Annotated in this window: 15 protein-coding genes; 13 read left to right on the top strand and 2 right to left on the bottom strand. The window is 60.6% G+C overall.

What is annotated here, in order from left to right; all coding sequences use genetic code 11:
* Positions 1-79: 79 nt before the first annotated feature.
* The 13 genes from MHM84_RS11400 (at position 80) to MHM84_RS11340 (ending at position 15,267) form a co-directional block, all read left to right on the top strand.
* Complete coding sequence (locus MHM84_RS11400; RefSeq protein WP_239266160.1) at positions 80-2,269, top strand: response regulator; 2,190 nt, start codon at positions 80-82, stop codon at positions 2,267-2,269.
* A 43-nt stretch (positions 2,270-2,312) separates the two neighbouring features.
* Positions 2,313-3,122 (top strand): prolipoprotein diacylglyceryl transferase, encoded by an 810-nt coding sequence (gene lgt, locus MHM84_RS11395; RefSeq protein ID WP_239266158.1) that lies wholly within the window; start codon positions 2,313-2,315, stop codon positions 3,120-3,122.
* A 151-nt stretch (positions 3,123-3,273) separates the two neighbouring features.
* On the top strand, positions 3,274-4,047 hold the full coding sequence (locus tag MHM84_RS11390) for a thymidylate synthase (protein WP_239266277.1): 774 nt from the start codon (positions 3,274-3,276) through the stop codon (positions 4,045-4,047).
* A complete protein-coding gene (locus MHM84_RS11385) occupies positions 4,044-4,601 on the top strand; it encodes a dihydrofolate reductase (protein WP_239266156.1) in 558 nt (185 codons plus the stop codon). Before MHM84_RS11390 ends, MHM84_RS11385 begins: the two co-directional genes overlap by 4 nt.
* 35 nt (positions 4,602-4,636) lie before the next feature.
* Positions 4,637-5,392 carry a ProQ/FINO family protein gene (locus MHM84_RS11380; protein ID WP_239266154.1) on the top strand — a complete coding sequence of 252 codons (756 nt, stop codon included), beginning with the start codon at positions 4,637-4,639 and terminating at the stop codon, positions 5,390-5,392.
* A gap of 503 nt (positions 5,393-5,895) precedes the next feature.
* Positions 5,896-7,050: a porin gene (locus tag MHM84_RS11375; protein WP_239266152.1), complete on the top strand. Its 1,155-nt coding sequence runs from the start codon at positions 5,896-5,898 to the stop codon at positions 7,048-7,050.
* 300 nt (positions 7,051-7,350) lie between these two features.
* A complete protein-coding gene (locus MHM84_RS11370; RefSeq protein WP_239266150.1) occupies positions 7,351-8,469 on the top strand; it encodes a substrate-binding domain-containing protein in 1,119 nt (372 codons plus the stop codon).
* Between the two features lie 41 nt (positions 8,470-8,510).
* On the top strand, positions 8,511-9,680 hold the full coding sequence (locus MHM84_RS11365) for an ABC transporter ATP-binding protein (protein WP_239266148.1): 1,170 nt from the start codon (positions 8,511-8,513) through the stop codon (positions 9,678-9,680).
* Positions 9,664-10,551 (top strand): ABC transporter permease, encoded by an 888-nt coding sequence (locus MHM84_RS11360; RefSeq protein ID WP_239266146.1) that lies wholly within the window; start codon positions 9,664-9,666, stop codon positions 10,549-10,551. Before MHM84_RS11365 ends, MHM84_RS11360 begins: the two co-directional genes overlap by 17 nt.
* A 12-nt stretch (positions 10,552-10,563) precedes the next feature.
* Positions 10,564-11,364 carry an ABC transporter permease gene (locus MHM84_RS11355; RefSeq protein ID WP_239266144.1) on the top strand — a complete coding sequence of 267 codons (801 nt, stop codon included), beginning with the start codon at positions 10,564-10,566 and terminating at the stop codon, positions 11,362-11,364.
* A 164-nt stretch (positions 11,365-11,528) separates the two neighbouring features.
* Positions 11,529-13,490, top strand: coding sequence for a diguanylate cyclase (locus tag MHM84_RS11350; RefSeq protein ID WP_239266142.1), 1,962 nt, complete (start codon positions 11,529-11,531; stop codon positions 13,488-13,490).
* 80 nt (positions 13,491-13,570) lie between these two features.
* Positions 13,571-15,073 carry an FAD-dependent oxidoreductase gene (locus tag MHM84_RS11345; RefSeq protein WP_239266140.1) on the top strand — a complete coding sequence of 501 codons (1,503 nt, stop codon included), beginning with the start codon at positions 13,571-13,573 and terminating at the stop codon, positions 15,071-15,073.
* A gap of 44 nt (positions 15,074-15,117) precedes the next feature.
* Positions 15,118-15,267, top strand: coding sequence for a hypothetical protein (locus MHM84_RS11340; RefSeq protein WP_239266138.1), 150 nt, complete (start codon positions 15,118-15,120; stop codon positions 15,265-15,267).
* Positions 15,268-15,331: 64 nt separating this feature from the next.
* Here MHM84_RS11340 and MHM84_RS11335 read toward each other — a convergent pair whose 3' ends face one another.
* Positions 15,332-15,553: a hypothetical protein gene (locus tag MHM84_RS11335; RefSeq protein WP_239266136.1), complete on the bottom strand. Its 222-nt coding sequence runs from the start codon at positions 15,551-15,553 to the stop codon at positions 15,332-15,334.
* 72 nt (positions 15,554-15,625) lie between these two features.
* Positions 15,626-15,895, bottom strand: a complete 270-nt coding sequence (locus MHM84_RS11330; protein ID WP_239266134.1) for a hypothetical protein — start codon at positions 15,893-15,895, stop codon at positions 15,626-15,628.
* Positions 15,896-15,922: the final 27 nt, after the last annotated feature.

Raw genomic sequence — 15,922 nt, 5'->3', positions numbered from 1 at the left:
CCGATGTTTCTCGTTTTGGATGGCATGGCATGACATCATCATGACCTGAGGCGTAAACTTTCGTATTCATGATGCCAGGATGCCGATGCAAGACATGCCGGGGAAAAAAAGGGAGCAAGGCGGGCGCTGGCGCCGTCTGGCCAAGCGCAGTGTCTTGCCGGTCCTGCTAGCCGAAATCGGCTTCACGCTACTCTGCCTTGGCGTGGGTGGCTGGGTCTGGCGTAACGACTACGACAACCAGATACAGGAATACCGCCAGGAGCAGTTCGAAACGTTCCGGCTTCAATCGAGGCTACTCGATCAACGCCTCGCCGACCAGCAGCAGTACCTCAGACAGTTGGGCTATGCGACACGTCGCCTGTTCCAAGGCGAGGGGCCGCCTTCTGCGGTCACCTTCGCTTCCCCGTTGTCCGGTGCAAGTCCGCTACCCCAGCCTGCAGACAATGGAATGCTCGATCCGGCATTGACGGCGTCCGAGCGTGAGGACGATACGCTCACCCGCCAGATTCACTGGCTGGAGCCGTTAATGAGCGACCTCTATCAGAGCGATGCGCTCATCCAGCGCTTGTATATCGTGCTGCCCCAAGGGGTGGCGGCGGTGCTGCCGGGTTCGGGGAGCGACGTTACCCATGCGATGCCCGAGTTGGAAACGCATTGGCTGGGAACTGGCGAGTTACCCCCCGACGTGCCATTGCCCTGGCTCTCCGAGGAGGACAGTGGGGTGGTGCCGAAAGTCGAGCTGCGCTTCAATATTTTCGAGACCGACCGGCAGGCATTGCTGGGAGTCAAGCTCGATGAAAATCGGCTTTTACGCCTGATGCAGGACTATGTCAGGACCAGCCGGCATGTCTGGTTGGTCAATCCCAGGGGGGATGTGCTGGTCGGCAATGCCCTGGTGGCATTGCCTGACGATGCCGGGCAGCGGGGCATGCGTGCCTTGCCTGGCGCACAGAAAGAGGCCGGCTTGCTGGCCTGGGTCACGCTGCCCACCGTGGGTTGGCGCTTGGTCGGTGAGTTGTCGGACTCGCCACCCCCTTGGGCATTGCCCTCGTTGGGCTGGGTCGTCCTGATATGGGCTGCCGGAAGCCTGATGATGTTCTTCATGCTCCAGTTGCAGTCGCGCTATCGGAGGCAGCGTTGGGAGGGCGACATGCGTGTGCCGATGGAGAGGATGGCGCGTATCCGCCAGCGCCTCGAGGCCGAGGCGCCGGTCGGCTCGGCCGTGCGCGAAAACGTTGGGGGAGCAGGCGGTGCCCTTGGCAGTGCCTCTCTTGCCCGGTTCGAGCATTCGCTCGACTCACTGGAGGAGGCCTCCCAGCGTCTGGAGAAGCGTCCTCATCTGCCAGCACTGCTCGATGCACTTGGCGTACCGGCGGCACTGGCCCATGATGGGTTGTTGACCTCGGTCAATACCGCTTTCGAGCAACTCGTCGGGCGCCCGCGCGCGGAGCTGCTGGGTGTAGCCAGCGAGGGCGTCATCCTGACCGGCGATGGCAGGGGCGAGCCGCACGTGCGTGTACGTGACGGCAGTGGCCACTGGCGCAGCCTGCGCGTCATACGTGGCGGTGACGGGCAAGGCTATGAATTGACCCTGCTGATCGATGAGTCCGATAACCTCTATCGCATGCAGCAACTGACGCAGGCCCGCAATCGGGCCCGCCAGGAGTCCCAGCTCAAGTCCCGCTACATGAAAATGCTGCGTGGGGAGTTCGAGTCATTGGCCTTGCAAATGCGTCAGCAGAACGTCGATGTCGGTGAGAGGTTCCGCGAACGTTTCTGGGGATTGATGGAGGTGCTCGATAGCCTGAGCGATGCGCCTCAGGCCACGGCACCCAACATCGCCGGCGACCGGACGCCAACGTCCGCCAGCCCCTCGCCGCCACGCGTATTGATCGTCGACGACGGTCCGGTCAATACGGCGCTGGCCCATAACGTGCTTTCGCAGCAGGGCCTGAACGTGGACACGGCGGGGAGTGGGGAAGAGGCGCTGGCGTTGGCGGATCGGCATTTTTACGATCTGGTTTTCATGGATATCTTCATGCCGGCACCCGACGGTATCGAGACCAGTCGGCGTTGGCGCGAGCGCGAATCTCAAGGTGCCGGCCAGCGCAGTATACTGATTGCCCTGAGCGCCAACGCCAGTGAAGCGTATCGCGAGCAGTTCATTGCCGTCGGCATGGACGATTACCTGGCCAAACCCTATCGCCCCCAGGCGCTGATCGATATGATCCATCGCTGGTTGCCCGACGCCTTGCCCGAGCCGACCTGACGGGCATCGCGTATCCTTTCTTCCTAGCCGCACCGAGAGAGCCATGCTTGACTACCCGCAAATCGACCCGATAGCCATTGCCCTGGGACCGTTTAAGATTCACTGGTATGGGTTGATGTATGTGGTGGGGTTCCTCGGCGCCTGGTGGCTAGGCCGCAAACGCGCGCATCGCCTGGGCCTGACCAAGGACGACATCGGTGACATGCTGTTCTACGGCGCGCTGGGGGTCGTGCTGGGCGGGCGCATCGGCTACGCCCTGTTTTACGGATTCGAGCGCCTGCTGGCCGAGCCGTTGTGGATCTTCCAGGTCTGGGATGGCGGCATGAGTTTCCATGGCGGCCTGCTCGGCGTGCTGATCGCTGCCTGGCTGTTCGCGCGCAAGCATCGGTTGGCGTTTTTCCAGCTGACCGATTTCATCGCTCCATTGGTCCCGGTCGGCCTGGGGGCCGGGCGTATCGGCAATTTCATCAACGCCGAATTGCCGGGGCGGGTGAGCGATCTGCCTTGGGCCATGCCATTCCCCGGCATGGGCCCCGAGCCGCGTCATCCCTCGTCGCTGTACGAGTTTCTGCTCGAGGGTGTCGTGCTTTTCGCCATTCTCTGGTTCGTATCGCGCCGGCCACGTCATCGCGGCATGATATCCGGCCTGTTCCTGCTGCTTTACGGTATCTTCCGCTTCGCCATCGAGTTCGTCAGAATGCCCGACCCGCAACTGGGTTTCATCGCCTTCGACTGGCTGACCATGGGAATGCTGCTGTCCCTGCCCATGATCGCGGCGGGGCTGGCGCTGATGGCCTGGGCGCGCAGCCAGCCGGTGGATGGCGGCCGCATCGAGTCGGAGGCCACGACATGAGACGGGGCCTAGTCCTGGAAGGAGCGTATCGCTACACTGTGGGTCCACTTGTTCGATGCCCGACGATACCGTGTCCTTGATTTCCTCCGCACCGACAGCTTCCGCAACGGCGACCTCCCGCCCTGCGCTGGAGCAGCCCTACCTCGACCTGATGCATCATGTTCTCGAGCATGGCGTGACCAAGCACGATCGTACCGGCGTGGGTACCCGTAGCGTGTTCGGTCACCAGATGCGCTTCGACCTGGGGCGGGGCTTTCCCCTGGTGACCACCAAGAAACTGCACCTGCGCTCGATCATTCACGAGCTGCTGTGGTTCCTGCGTGGCGAGACCAATATCGCCTATCTCAAGGAGAACGGGGTCCGCATCTGGGACGAATGGGCGGACGAAGAGGGCGAGCTGGGCCCGGTCTACGGTTATCAATGGCGTAGCTGGCCACGCCCTGACGGTGGCCATGTCGATCAGATTGCCGGTGTCGTCGAGCAGATTCGTCACAATCCCGACTCGCGGCGATTGATCGTCTCGGCCTGGAATCCGGCGTTGATCGATGAGATGGCGTTGCCACCCTGTCATGCCCTGTTTCAGTTCTATGTGGCGGAAGGCCGCCTGTCCTGCCAGCTTTATCAGCGTAGCGCGGACATCTTCCTCGGCGTGCCCTTCAACATTGCCAGCTACGCCCTGTTGACTCGTATGGTCGCTCAGGTTTGTGGGCTGGCGCCGGGCGAATTCGTACATACGCTGGGCGATGCCCATCTCTACCTCAACCATCTCGCGCAGGCCGAGTTGCAGCTGTCGCGAACGCCGCAGTCGGAGCCGCAATTGCGCTTGAATCCCGATGTCACGGATCTGTTCGCTTTTCGCTTCGAGGATATTGCCATCGAAGGCTACGACCCTCACCCGCACATCAAGGCCGAGGTCGCTGTATGAACGAGCACGAGACGATCGATACCCTGGTGCCGGTGGCCCTGGTCGCGGCCATGTCGCGCAATCGCGTGATCGGCATGGACAACCAGTTACCCTGGTATCTGCCCGAGGATCTCAAATTCTTCAAGCGCATCACATTGGGCAAGCCGCTGGTCATGGGGCGCAAGACCTTCGAGTCGATTGGGCGGCCCTTGCCGGGGCGTTTGAATATCGTCGTTACCCGCAGCCGCGAATTCCACCACGAGGGCGTGCGTGTCTGTCATGATCTGGCAAGTGCATTGGCGCTGGCCGACCAGCAGGCGACGATCGATGGCGCCGAGGAAATTGCCGTAATCGGTGGAGGAGAGATCTTCCGTCAGGCACTGCCGAGTGCCTCACGCCTCTACCTGACCGAAGTCGAGGTGGATATCGCAGGTGATGCCTACTTTCCGGCGTTCGATTCGCAAGCATGGCAGGAAGTCCAGCGTGTCGTGGGCGAGGAGAGCGGTACCGGCGATTCACAGGGCAGATGCCGTCCCGAGTATGCCTTCGTGGCTTATGAGCGACGCCAGTCATAAGTTCATCCGGGCGGGTTTCAGGGGGAGACCGAGCTTTGATTAACGAACGCACCACCGCGCTATTCGATTTGCTGGAGGCGCAGGCCCGCCTGGGCCTCAGTGAAATTGCCTCGTTACGTCAGCGTGTCGCCACGTTGGAAGCGGAAAACCGGCGCCTGCGCGAGGCTCTGGAATCCCAGCAGGCCTTGGTCTCATCGGTCGAAGAACCGCCAACGCCCGCAGTGCGTGACTATCCATCACCCCAGCGAGGGGCAGCGGTAGCTACAGGCAGCAGCGATGACGCTAACGTTATCGAGGCCCAAACCCAAGCCGAAGCGCCTGAACCGCCGGTGTCGGACACCTCCAAGCCCGAGCCACCGGCCGATGTCGCGCCACAAGCCGAGGATGAACTGCCGTCTCCCCAGGCGCTGCTCAACGAATGGTACCGTCGCTACACGAATACCTTTTTCAAGGGCCATACGCGGCCGCTCAAGGTCGGTATTCATGAGGACTTGCTGGCACGGGAGCCCTGGCCCGAGAAACTGGTGCGCCGGGCGCTGGCCTGTTATGTCCATCTGCCGCGCTACCTCAAGGCCGTAAGGCCCGGCATTGAACGTGTCGATCTGGATGGCCAGCCGGCGGGGACGGTGAACGACGAAGAGGCCCAGCACGCCCGTCAGAAGCTCGAGGGACTCCAGGCCCGCCAGCGCGAGCGCGACAAGGGCCGCAAGGCCAAGTCAGAGGCCAAGCGTCATGCACGACTCGATCAGAAACTGGGCGAGTTGTTGGCCAAGCACAGTGGCCGACAATAATCATTTGGTTCAGTTGAGTAAAAAAGCCCAGCGATTTCGCTGGGCTTTTTTATATAAATTATCTAATAATCAGCTGGTTACCCTTCCGATTGGGGGTGCGTTGGCTGGGCGTTGGTCAGCTTGCATTTACTAGCCCTTGGCTAGCCCTTGCAACTCGGACGGTGGCTGCTCATCATGAACGGCGTTCGCAATCGTCATCTTGCTGTCATAGAGGCGGATTACGGTGCGAGCAAGGCGTGGCTGCATCACGACGGTCATGGCCTGGCGCGCAGGGCAACACTAGCGATAGGGCGCTATTCGACTTTCGTACACAAGGATTAAAAACAGTGTTTTTTTCTTGTTGCGTTCCGGATAGACCCGGTATAAGGTTTCTCCTGCGAGCATTGGACAATAACAAGGCTTCGCTAAGGCAGTCCTTCCTAACTTCTGTCGAGGGCGCCTGGCAAGCCGGCTGCATAATGCAGAAAACGATCGAACAGTAAGCTAGTTAAGGAACTATCGCGATGAAAAAGACGCTCTTAGCGACTGCTATTGCCGGTGCCCTGGGTGCCTCCGCCGCTGCTCAGGCCGCGACTGTCTACAACCAGGACGGCACTCAGCTCGACATTTACGGTAACGTCCAGATTGCTTACCGCAGCATTGAAACTGCACAAGACGACGGATCTGTAGAGTCTCAGGACGATATCTTCGATAACGGTTCTACCTTTGGTGTCACTGGTCAGCACGTAATCAATTCTGGCCTGACCGGCTACTTCAAGGCCGAGTGGGAATACGACGCTGACGAAGCCAAGGGCAGCGACGGTGTTGGTAACGGTGACCAAGCCTACATGGGTGCGAAGGGCAACTTCGGTGACGTTCGCCTGGGTTCCTGGGATCCGCTGATCGATGACTGGGTTCAGGATCCGATCTCCAACAATGAGTATTTTGACGTTACTGACAGCAACAGCCTCGTGACTGGCGATGCTGGTGCCAATACTCAGAACTCTGATAGTGACCGCGAAGGCGACAAGCTTCAGTACCTGTCACCCTCCTTCAATGGTCTGCAGTTCGCTGTTGGTACTCAATACAAGGGCGATGCCGAAGCTGAGAACGTTGACAGTTCCGGCAGTGCTTCCTTCTTCGGTGGTGTGAAGTACGAAGTTGGCGCCTTCTCTGTGGCAGCCGTTTACGACAACCTTTCCATCTATGATGGTGACGTGTCTGGCTCCTACTACCTTGAGGAAGGAGCTGATGGCGAACTCGTTCCCGGTGACCAAGAGTTCGACGCCGGTGACCAGTTCGGTATCACGTTCCAGTACACTATCGACGCTCTGCGTCTGGCTGCCAAGTATGAGCGTTATGAGTCTGGCGACACAGACCTGTTCGCTGACCAGAATCGCTACGCAGTCGGTGCACGCTACGGCTACGGCTTCGGTGACGTCTATGGCGCCTATCAGTACGTTGACGTAGGTGGCTCCGACTTCGGCGACACCTTCAGCGATGCTGTCAACGACGCCGACCTGCCGACCGACACCAGCGACGAGTCTTACAACGAAGTCGTTCTGGGCGCTACCTACAACATCTCTTCTGCCATGTACACCTTCATCGAAGGTGGATGGTACGATCGTGATAACGATGAAGACAACGGCGTTGCCGTTGGTGCTGTCTACGCGTTCTAAGCGGACAGAACACCCTTCACGACTTTCGTGATATCGAAGCCGGCCCTTTGTGGCCGGCTTTCTATTGTTGGTCAACGACTTACTTGGCTGTTTATCGTCTCTTCCTTTCACCTTTCTGTTCTTTCGCTGACCCAGCGTTGAACACCCCCTGCCTTGGTCCAAGCGGCAATTTCCCCCAACCCGGCCATAATCGAACTGTCATCCAATTGTCATTGGACTGTCGTGTTACGCCAGCCATCATTGGCGGCGTTGGGCTGATCGCCCCACCCGAACATAATCAGAAGAACGAGGAACACTTCCATGTCGTCGATCTCGCGTCGTCGTTTCCTGCAGGGCACCTTGGCTGCAGGGGCTGTCGCCAGCCTGCCGAATTTCTATATCAACAAGGCACTGGCTCAGGAACAGAACCTGCGTATCTATGCCTGGGCGGGGTACTTCACCGACGAAATGCTGGCCGATTTTCGCGAGAAGACCGGGATCAACGCGACTTTTACCCCGTATGGCACCAACGATGAACTGATGAACTCGCTGCGGGCCAGCGACGGCAGCGGCTTCGACGTAATCATGCCCACGGTGGATCGCGTACCTGGCTACCTCGATCACGAACTGGTGCAGCCGCTCGATGAGGCGCGCATCAAGTGGGCCGGTTGCCTGGAGAGTGCGATCGAAGGCTCACGGGTCGGTGGCGTGGTCGACGGCAAGCGCTATTTTGCGCCCAGCGACTGGGGCACCGAGGCGATCGCTTTCGACCGCAAGTATGCCGCCGTCGACCCTGCCAACCTGAGCTATGGCGACCTGTGGAATCCGGAGAACGGGCAGGGCGTAACCGTGCGTGGCCATTCCGCCCTGGTCGGCATCGGCCTGTGGTTGCAGGCCCAGGGCAAGCTGCCGCGCCCGTTGCTTGAGTCCTACCAGTCCGAAGAGGCAATGCGCGCTAACTTCGATGTGATTCTGGAGGAGGCGATCAAGCACAAGGGACTGGTTGCCCAGTACTGGAACACCGAAAACGAGGCCCAGGCCGCGTTCCGTACCAATGGGGCCGTCATCGGCCAGACTTGGGACAGTACCGCGTTCCGGCTGCAGGGCGAAGGCATGGATATCGGCTATGCCGCCCCCAAGGAGGGCGCGCTGGCGTGGATGGAAGGCTTCGTGATTCCGCGCAATGCCCGGAATGTCGATGCCGTCTATGAACTGATCAACTGGTACTACACGCCCGAGGCGGGTGCCATGTTCGTCAAGTCCACCGGCTACAACTCCACCTCGGTAGGGGCAGAAACGTTGCTGCCCGAGGAGACGCGCCGTTTCTTCGAGCAGTCCTATTCCCAGCAGGATCTCGCCAACCTGTGGTGGTGGCCGATTCAGGAACCCTGGTACGTGGCGTTACGCAACGAGTATCAGGATCGCTACCTGTCCGCCTAGCACCGACTGCTCGCTAACAAACAATAACCACAGGACTATGAATGGACGGTAGCGTCATTCTTGATAACGTCGTCATGCGCTTTGACGATTTTACGGCCATCGAACCCACCTCTCTGGAGATTCGCTCGGGGGAATTCTTCAGCTTCCTGGGGCCATCGGGATGTGGAAAGACGACCTTGCTGAATATCATCAGCGGTTTTCTTTCCCCGACCGACGGCGACGTGCGCATCGGCAATGCATCGATGCGCGGTGTGCCGGTGAATCATCGTCCCACGGCGATGATCTTCCAGAATCTGGCCCTGTTCCCCTTGATGAGCGTGTACCAGAACATCGAGTTCGGCCTGGAAGTGCGTGGTGTGGATCGTGCCACCCGGCGGCGCAAGGCGGACGAATTGCTGGAACTGGTCGCGCTGGGCGGCAGCGGCGGCAAGCCGGTGTCGGCGCTATCGGGTGGCCAGAAGCAGCGGGTCGCCATTGCTCGGGCGCTGGCGGTGGAGCCCCGGGTGCTGCTGTTGGACGAGCCATTGTCGGCGCTGGACCTCAAGTTGCGCCAGCATATGCGCAACGAGCTCAAGGCGATCCAGCGCAAGACGGGAATCACCTTCATCTACATCACTCACGACCAGGGCGAAGCGCTGGCCATGTCGGATCGGGTGGCCGTCATGTCGGCCGGTCGTATCCAGCAGGTCGCCGATCCCGAAACGCTGTATCACCGGCCACAGACCGGTTTCGTGGCGACCTTCGTCGGTGAAAACAATCGTCTGGCGGGGCGGGTGATCGAGTGTCGTGACGGGCGGGCCACACTCGATATCCCCGGGTTGGGTCGTTTGTCCGGACGATCCGGGAGTGAGCTGTCCCCTGGTCGACCGGCGGCGCTGTTCGTGCGTCCCGAATCTCTGTCGCTCAGCGACGCGGTAGGGAGTGCCGCAGCGTCGATGCTGGAGGCGCATATCGAGACGGTCAGTTTCGAAGGAGCCTGGCGCATGCTCGAGGCGCGCCTGATTGCGACGCGAGAAACAGTGCGTATCCTGGTGGGCCAAGGGGCGGGCGATGTCTTGCAGCCGGGGCAGACCGCGCGCTTCGGTTACGATCCGGACAACGCCATCGTTCTGGCCGATGACGGGGCGCCCACGCACGATGCCGAGATGGGCGAGACTCCACGCGCGTCTTCACAGCCTGCCCAGGAGAATCGGCATGTTCCGTCAGCTTAAGGCGCGGTTCGGTGTCCCGGTGGCCATGGCCATCGTCGGTATTCTGGGCGTCTGGCTGATCGCCATGGTCACGTTGCCCCAGTTGCAGATGATCGATTATTCGTTTCGCCCCAGTCTGTTGCCCGCGGAAATCGGTGGGCCCAAGGATGGCTGGACCCTGGCCAACTACGTCACCCTGTTCAATAACGACATCCATCTCTCGATCTTTTTCAAGACGCTGTGGTCGAGCGTGTTCGTCACCTTGCTGACGCTGCTGGTCAGTTATCCGCTGGCCTATTACCTGGCCAAGATCGCCACGCCGGGACAGGCGGCCCTATGCCTGCTGCTGTTGATCGTTCCGTTCTGGATCAACGAGATCCTGCGCACCTTTTCGTGGTTCATTCTGCTGGCGTTTCGCGGGCCGCTGAATGAAATTCTGCTGTCGCTGGGTCTGATCGAGCGCCCCATCCGCTTTCTGAACGGCGACACCGGGGTGTTGGTCGGCATGGTCTATGCCTATCTCCTGTTCATGGTGTTCCCGCTCTATAACGCCATCGAGAGCCTCGACGGCAACCAGATCCGCGCTGCCCGAGACTTGGGCGCTGGTAGTCTGCGAACCCATTGGCGCATCGTCATTCCGCACGCCAAGCCCGGCATCGCCACGGGCTGCATCATGACCTTCATGCTGGCCGCGGGCAGTTATGCCGTTCCGGCTCTGCTCGGTTCGCCGGGCAGCCGCTGGTTCACGCAGATCATCTACAACTGGTTCTTCGAGGGCGGTGACTGGAATCAGGGGGCCGCTTACGCATTTCTGCTGCTGATCCTGTGTATCGGCTTCATGGCACTGGTCATGCGCCTGTTCAAGGTGGGCCTGGCGGACATCGCAAAATAAGGAAAACGGCAAATGAGCGCGCAGCGCTTCTTCGACTGGGGGTTGCGGCTGTACATCGGCCTGTTCTTCGTTTATCTGTTCCTGCCGCTGGCGATCATGGCGGTGGCCACTTTCAATGACAGCCGTTTTCCGACCATCACACCCTGGAATGGAACGACCCTGAAATGGTTCGCCGAGCTATGGGCCGATGGCAGAATGTGGGCGGCGTTGGGCAACAGCTTATTGGTGGCCGGCGGCGTCCTGTGCCTGGCCGTACCCATCGGGGTCGCCAGTGCACTGTTCCTGACCACGGTGGAAAGTCGGGCCAAGCCGTTCGTCTATGGGCTGATCCTGTCGCCGTTGCTGACGCCGGGGGTCATCATCGGTATATCGACGTTGATCTTCTGGCGCGAATTCGGCATCAACGGCGGCACCTTCCTGACCGTGCTGGGGCAGGCCACGTTCATTTCGGCCTATGTAATGCTGATGGTCATGGCCCGCCTGCAGCGCTTCGATCGTACTCTGGAACGGGCGGCGCTGGACCTTGGCGCCACACCCTGGCAGGCGTTTCGACGGGTGCTGCTGCCGTTTCTCAAGCCGGCCATTCTGTCGGCCGCGGCGATTGCCTTTCTGCAGTCCTTCGAGAATTACAATACCTCTCTCTTCGTGGTCGGCTACGATACGACCCTGACCGTCTATCTGGCCTCCAAGGTGCGTACCGGGCTGACACCCGCCGTCAATGCGCTGGGGCTGGTGCTGATCCTGATAACGATCCTGATCGCTAGCGTTTATGAGTTGAAGCGACGTCATGAGCTGAAACCCAAGGGCGTCTAGATGCTTGGTGCATTGATCAGCGTTGAACGAAAGCATGACTTTCACCACTCGTACAATAGCCAGGCCAGGCCCCAGGCTTATATCCTAGCCCCTTTTGCTTTTTTGGCTGAGGAAAACGTTTGGACGGGTGGCGTTCTGCAGGGCTCCAACGAATCGGTCGTTTCTTGACGCTGGGCGTCCGCTCGCTGCACAAACGATTGCTGCTAGGGCTGGCCATTGGTTGGATCGTGGTCGTCGCCGCCATTCTCCTGTCGACCTGGAATTCAGGGCAACGCCTGATTCGCGAAGTCAGCGACGAACACCTCGAATACGAGGCGCGAGCCATCGCTGAAATGATCGAGCAGGAAGTTCAGCTGCGTTTCGAGACACTCAGGCGCTTGGCTGTGCAGTTGCCTGCACCACGCGCACAGAGTGCGGCGCTGCTGCGCACCGAACTTCGCCATAACGATGCCCTGCTGGCCTTGTTCGACGGACTGGTCGTCATGGACCGCGAGGGCCGGATCGTAGCCGACTGGCCACGGGTCGCCGGCCGCCAGGGGCTTAGCGAATCGGATAAGGATTATTTTTCCTTCCAACGCCAGGTGGGCGGCCCTTACGTCAGCGAACCGTTCTTCGGCCGTGCCAGCCAGACGCCCATGCTCCTGTTCAGTGTGCCGCTCACCGGAAGTGACGGGGAGTTCGCGGGGCTGCTGGGCGGCGCCGTCAATATCCTGCAGGGGCGCTTCTTCGAGAAGTTGCGGCGTATCCGCATCGGCGAGCAGGGCTTCGCCACGCTGATGTCGTCTTCCGGCAAGGTGCTGGTTCATCCCGACCTGCGCTGGATATTGCGCGACGTGCCCGCACCCGAACAGAATCCCTGGCTGGATTTGGCACTCTCCGGATGGCAGGGCAATGCCGTCGGTCCGCTGGCCGGCGGCCAGATGGCATTGCAGGCCTATCGCCAGGTCTGGTCGGCAAGCTGGATCGTCGGGGTCATGGTGCCCCGCGAGCAGGCGTTCGCGCCGCTGCAGTGGTTCGTCCGTCGCATGTGGCTGGTCGGGACGCTGACCGTCGTGGTCATGCTGGGGCTGCTGTGGTGGCTGTTGCGCCTGGCCCTGTGGCCATTGACGCGCCTGGAGCGGCAGATCCATGCCGTGGGGCAGGGGCTGCGCGAGCGTGTCGATCTGCGTACCCGTTCCACCGAACTGACCCGGGTCACGGAAACGTTCAATCGAGTCGTCGAAAAGCAGCGTCTGGCCGAGAGCGAGCTGCTCGATCGTCAGGCCTTCCTGGATGCCGTGCTGGCATCTTCGCCGGTGAGCATGTTCATCTACGATCTCGACGGCCACTTGCGATACATCAACCCGGCCATGACGGCACTGACCGGCTACGATCTCGCGACGTACCGTCAGCGCAGTTTCGGGGCGCATATCCACCCCAGCGACAGAGAGGATGTCAGGGATCACTGGAAGGATACGCTGGCGACCGGACGGGATTTTCAGCGTCAGTATCGTTACCTCACGGCAAACGGTGAAACGATCTGGGTCGAGTCGCAGGCCAGTCTGGTCCGCCTGGCCGACGGTCGTCCCCTCGGTTTCGTGGGCACGCTGAAGGACATTACCCACACGCGCGAGATGGAAGCCTTGCAGCGCTGGGAGGCGGAGCACGATCCGCTGACGGGCCTGCTCAATCGGCGTGGGTTCGAACGCCGCATGGAGGAAGCGTTGGCCGACTGGCTGAAGTGCGGCAAGCCATCGGCACTGGTGTTTTTCGACCTGGATCGTTTCAAGCCGATCAATGACGAAGGGGGGCACGCCCTGGGCGACGACATGCTCCAGCGGGTAGCCGATGCCGCCTCTACGCGGATACGCAAGAGCGATAGCTTGGCGCGCTATGGTGGCGACGAGTTCGCGCTGCTGATGTCCGGTTGCAGGCGGGAACAGGCGATGAACACAGCGGAGGCGTTGCGCGAGGCCATCGAAGCGGTCTGCGTCGAGCACCAGGGCAAAAGCTACCGAGTGACCCTGAGTCTTGGCGTCACGTCGTTTCAACCAGACGACCATGATGTCGACAGTCTCATGCAGCGTGCCGACCAGGCCAGTTACCGGGCCAAGGCGGAAGGGCGCAACCGCACGATGGTTGGATGAAGCGCTGACGCTCCCTATCGCTTTGCGGCGGCGGTGATGCCTTCTATAACTAGTAGGCACACCGTGATTAGGGAGACGTTATGGAAGCCATCTGGACACTCGGCAGCTCGCCCCCGGAACAGCATTCCTCCTTGGCCGGGCACACCCAGAGCGATGTGGTCGTCATCGGCGCGGGAATCACCGGGCTTACGACGGCGTTGGTGCTTGCCGAAGCGGGTAAGCGCGTGACGGTGCTGGACGCCCATGCCGTCGGTGAGGGCTGCACCGGCGGTTCGACGGGAAACCTCTATAGTACGTTAGCCTCGGGATTGGCCCCCGTACGTAGCAAATGGGGCGATGAAGTCGTGCGCGATGTCGTCGACTCGCGCAGCCAGGCCATCGATTTCATCGAGGCAACGGTAACCCGTTTGGCTATCGACTGCGATTTTCATCGCCGCCCGCTATATCGCCTGGTAAGCCAGTACGACGAAGCCTCGCTGAAGAGCCTGGACAAGGAGCGGCAGGCCATGCAGGCCGGTGGCCTGACAGTACAGGCGGCGGAGAGCGACGCATTACCCTTGCCGATTCGTGAAGGGCTCAAGCTGGAAGGGCAGGCTCAGTTCAACCCGCTGGCCTATGCCAGGGGGCTGGCCCGCGAACTCGTTCGCCTGGGTGTCGCCATCCACGAACATAGCCCGGTAAGAGACGTGGACTATCAGGCCGGCATCGTCAAGACCGAGGCGGGAGAGGTCGAGGCGGCGCATATCGTGCATGCCACGCATACGCCCAAGGGCATCAACCTGTTGCAGTCCGTGATGATTCCTTCGCGTGAATATGGGGTCAGCGCCAGGCTCAAGCCCGGTTCGGCGTATCCCCAGGGAATCTTCTGGGTTCTCGATGGTTTTCACTCGCTGCGCAGCTATCGCCACGGCGATGAGGATTACCTGATGGTCATCGGCGAAAAGCACAAGGTGGGCGAGGGCGAAGTCGATGACGTCTATCCACGGCGGTTACGCGACTACTTGAACGACAATTTCGACGTCCAGGACTTCACGCACGTCTGGTCGGCCCAGCAGTACAGTCCTGCCGATGAGCTACCCTATATCGGCCGATGGCACGGCCGGGACAACGTCTACCTGGCGACGGGGTTTGCTGCCGATGGCCTGGTCTGGGGAGCGCTGGGCGGAACGATTCTGGGCGATCTCATTTTGGGCCGGGACAACCGTTGGCACGAGCGGTTCGATGCCAGACGCTTCACGCCGGTCAAATCCGCCAAGCAGTGGGCCAAGGAGAACGTGTCGGTTGCAAGCCATTTCATCCCTGGCTATCTGAGTGTAGACAAGCTGGGAAGCCTCGATGAAGTTGCCCCGGGGCAGGGAAAGGTGGCTACGCTGGAAGGGGAGAAAGTCGCCATCTATCGTGATGCCGACGGTACGGTATCGGTACTCTCTGCAGTATGTCCGCACATGAAATGCCTGGTGCACTGGAACGGCATCGAGTCCACATGGGACTGTTCCTGCCATGGCAGCCGCTTCGATACCCGGGGCGAGGTCATCGAGGGGCCGTCCTATCATCCCTTGGCCCAACGACATACGAGTGACTGATGTCGGTAGGGCCACTTTCGTTCACGTCTTCATGGAGAGAAGCGATGCAAACCACTAAACGCAGCAAGACCTTGCTGATTGTCCTGACGATATTCACGGCGTTGGCCATGACGGCCTGCGGCGAAGAGGAAGCGGTAAACCCTACGCCGGATGAAGAGTCGTTCCAGGACTCGACGGGTGGAGGGTCCGCCTGATCGGAGTGAGGCCGCTCATGTCGAGCGGCCTCTTTCGTCATGGCGTTGATGACCCAAAAGCCGCTCAGCCCGGAGGTAACGGCGGCTCGGGATACGGCGGGACTTCTTCCGGTGGCGTATCCCCGGGTTGATCCTCGGGCCTGGGAGGTTGGTTCGGTTCCTCTTCCGGCGGCTCCGGGGAGGGCGGATCGTGAAGCGGCGGCTCTTCCGGTGGCGGCTGCTGTTGCGCTTCTACGCTGTGCTTGGCGTTTTGATCTTGCATAGAGCGATGGTCGGTTCGCATCATGAGGGGGCTCCGGCTAGCATGCTGAGTACCGAAAGCCTCGGCCGCGACCGAGGCTCGGGCGAGCAATGTGGACTACTTTTTTGCTTTCAGCTTGTCTGCGGGAGGCTCGTGACGTAGCTCAGGATACTTCTCCAGCAATTGGGCCACGGCAGCCTGCAGGTTGGAAACACTGTACTCGAGCCGGGTACTGGATTGCTTCAAGCGAGCGGTGGCTTCCTGAAGCCGACGGTTGGCTTCTTGCATACGCTCGACGGAACTGCGCGAATCGACGGCACTGGCGTTGGCCGCTGATGTTGGCGTTGCCGGTTCCGTCTCACGCTTGGCGCCGCGCAAGGACGCCATTAGCTTGTCAAAGCTGTGTCCACAAGA

Origin of the sequence: Halomonas sp. McH1-25 (assembly GCF_022348165.1) — a bacterium.
Taxonomy (GTDB): domain Bacteria; phylum Pseudomonadota; class Gammaproteobacteria; order Pseudomonadales; family Halomonadaceae; genus Modicisalibacter.
This window is presented reverse-complemented; position numbering and strand designations above follow the sequence as displayed.

Excerpts from the sequence above, each read along its gene's own strand:
- lgt (WP_239266158.1), top strand. The coding sequence starts at position 2,313 with ATGCTTGACTACCCGCAAATCGACCCGATAGCCATTGCCCTGGGACCG.
- MHM84_RS11370 (WP_239266150.1), top strand. The coding sequence starts at position 7,351 with ATGTCGTCGATCTCGCGTCGTCGTTTCCTGCAGGGCACCTTGGCTGCA.
- MHM84_RS11400 (WP_239266160.1), top strand. The coding sequence starts at position 80 with ATGCCGATGCAAGACATGCCGGGGAAAAAAAGGGAGCAAGGCGGGCGC.
- MHM84_RS11365 (WP_239266148.1), top strand. The coding sequence starts at position 8,511 with ATGGACGGTAGCGTCATTCTTGATAACGTCGTCATGCGCTTTGACGAT.
- MHM84_RS11360 (WP_239266146.1), top strand. The coding sequence starts at position 9,664 with ATGTTCCGTCAGCTTAAGGCGCGGTTCGGTGTCCCGGTGGCCATGGCC.
- MHM84_RS11385 (WP_239266156.1), top strand. The coding sequence starts at position 4,044 with ATGAACGAGCACGAGACGATCGATACCCTGGTGCCGGTGGCCCTGGTC.
- MHM84_RS11355 (WP_239266144.1), top strand. The coding sequence starts at position 10,564 with ATGAGCGCGCAGCGCTTCTTCGACTGGGGGTTGCGGCTGTACATCGGC.
- MHM84_RS11340 (WP_239266138.1), top strand. The coding sequence starts at position 15,118 with ATGCAAACCACTAAACGCAGCAAGACCTTGCTGATTGTCCTGACGATA.
- MHM84_RS11345 (WP_239266140.1), top strand. The coding sequence starts at position 13,571 with ATGGAAGCCATCTGGACACTCGGCAGCTCGCCCCCGGAACAGCATTCC.
- MHM84_RS11390 (WP_239266277.1), top strand. The coding sequence starts at position 3,274 with ATGCATCATGTTCTCGAGCATGGCGTGACCAAGCACGATCGTACCGGC.
- MHM84_RS11375 (WP_239266152.1), top strand. The coding sequence starts at position 5,896 with ATGAAAAAGACGCTCTTAGCGACTGCTATTGCCGGTGCCCTGGGTGCC.
- MHM84_RS11335 (WP_239266136.1), bottom strand. The coding sequence starts at position 15,553 with ATGATGCGAACCGACCATCGCTCTATGCAAGATCAAAACGCCAAGCAC.
- MHM84_RS11330 (WP_239266134.1), bottom strand. The coding sequence starts at position 15,895 with ATGGCGTCCTTGCGCGGCGCCAAGCGTGAGACGGAACCGGCAACGCCA.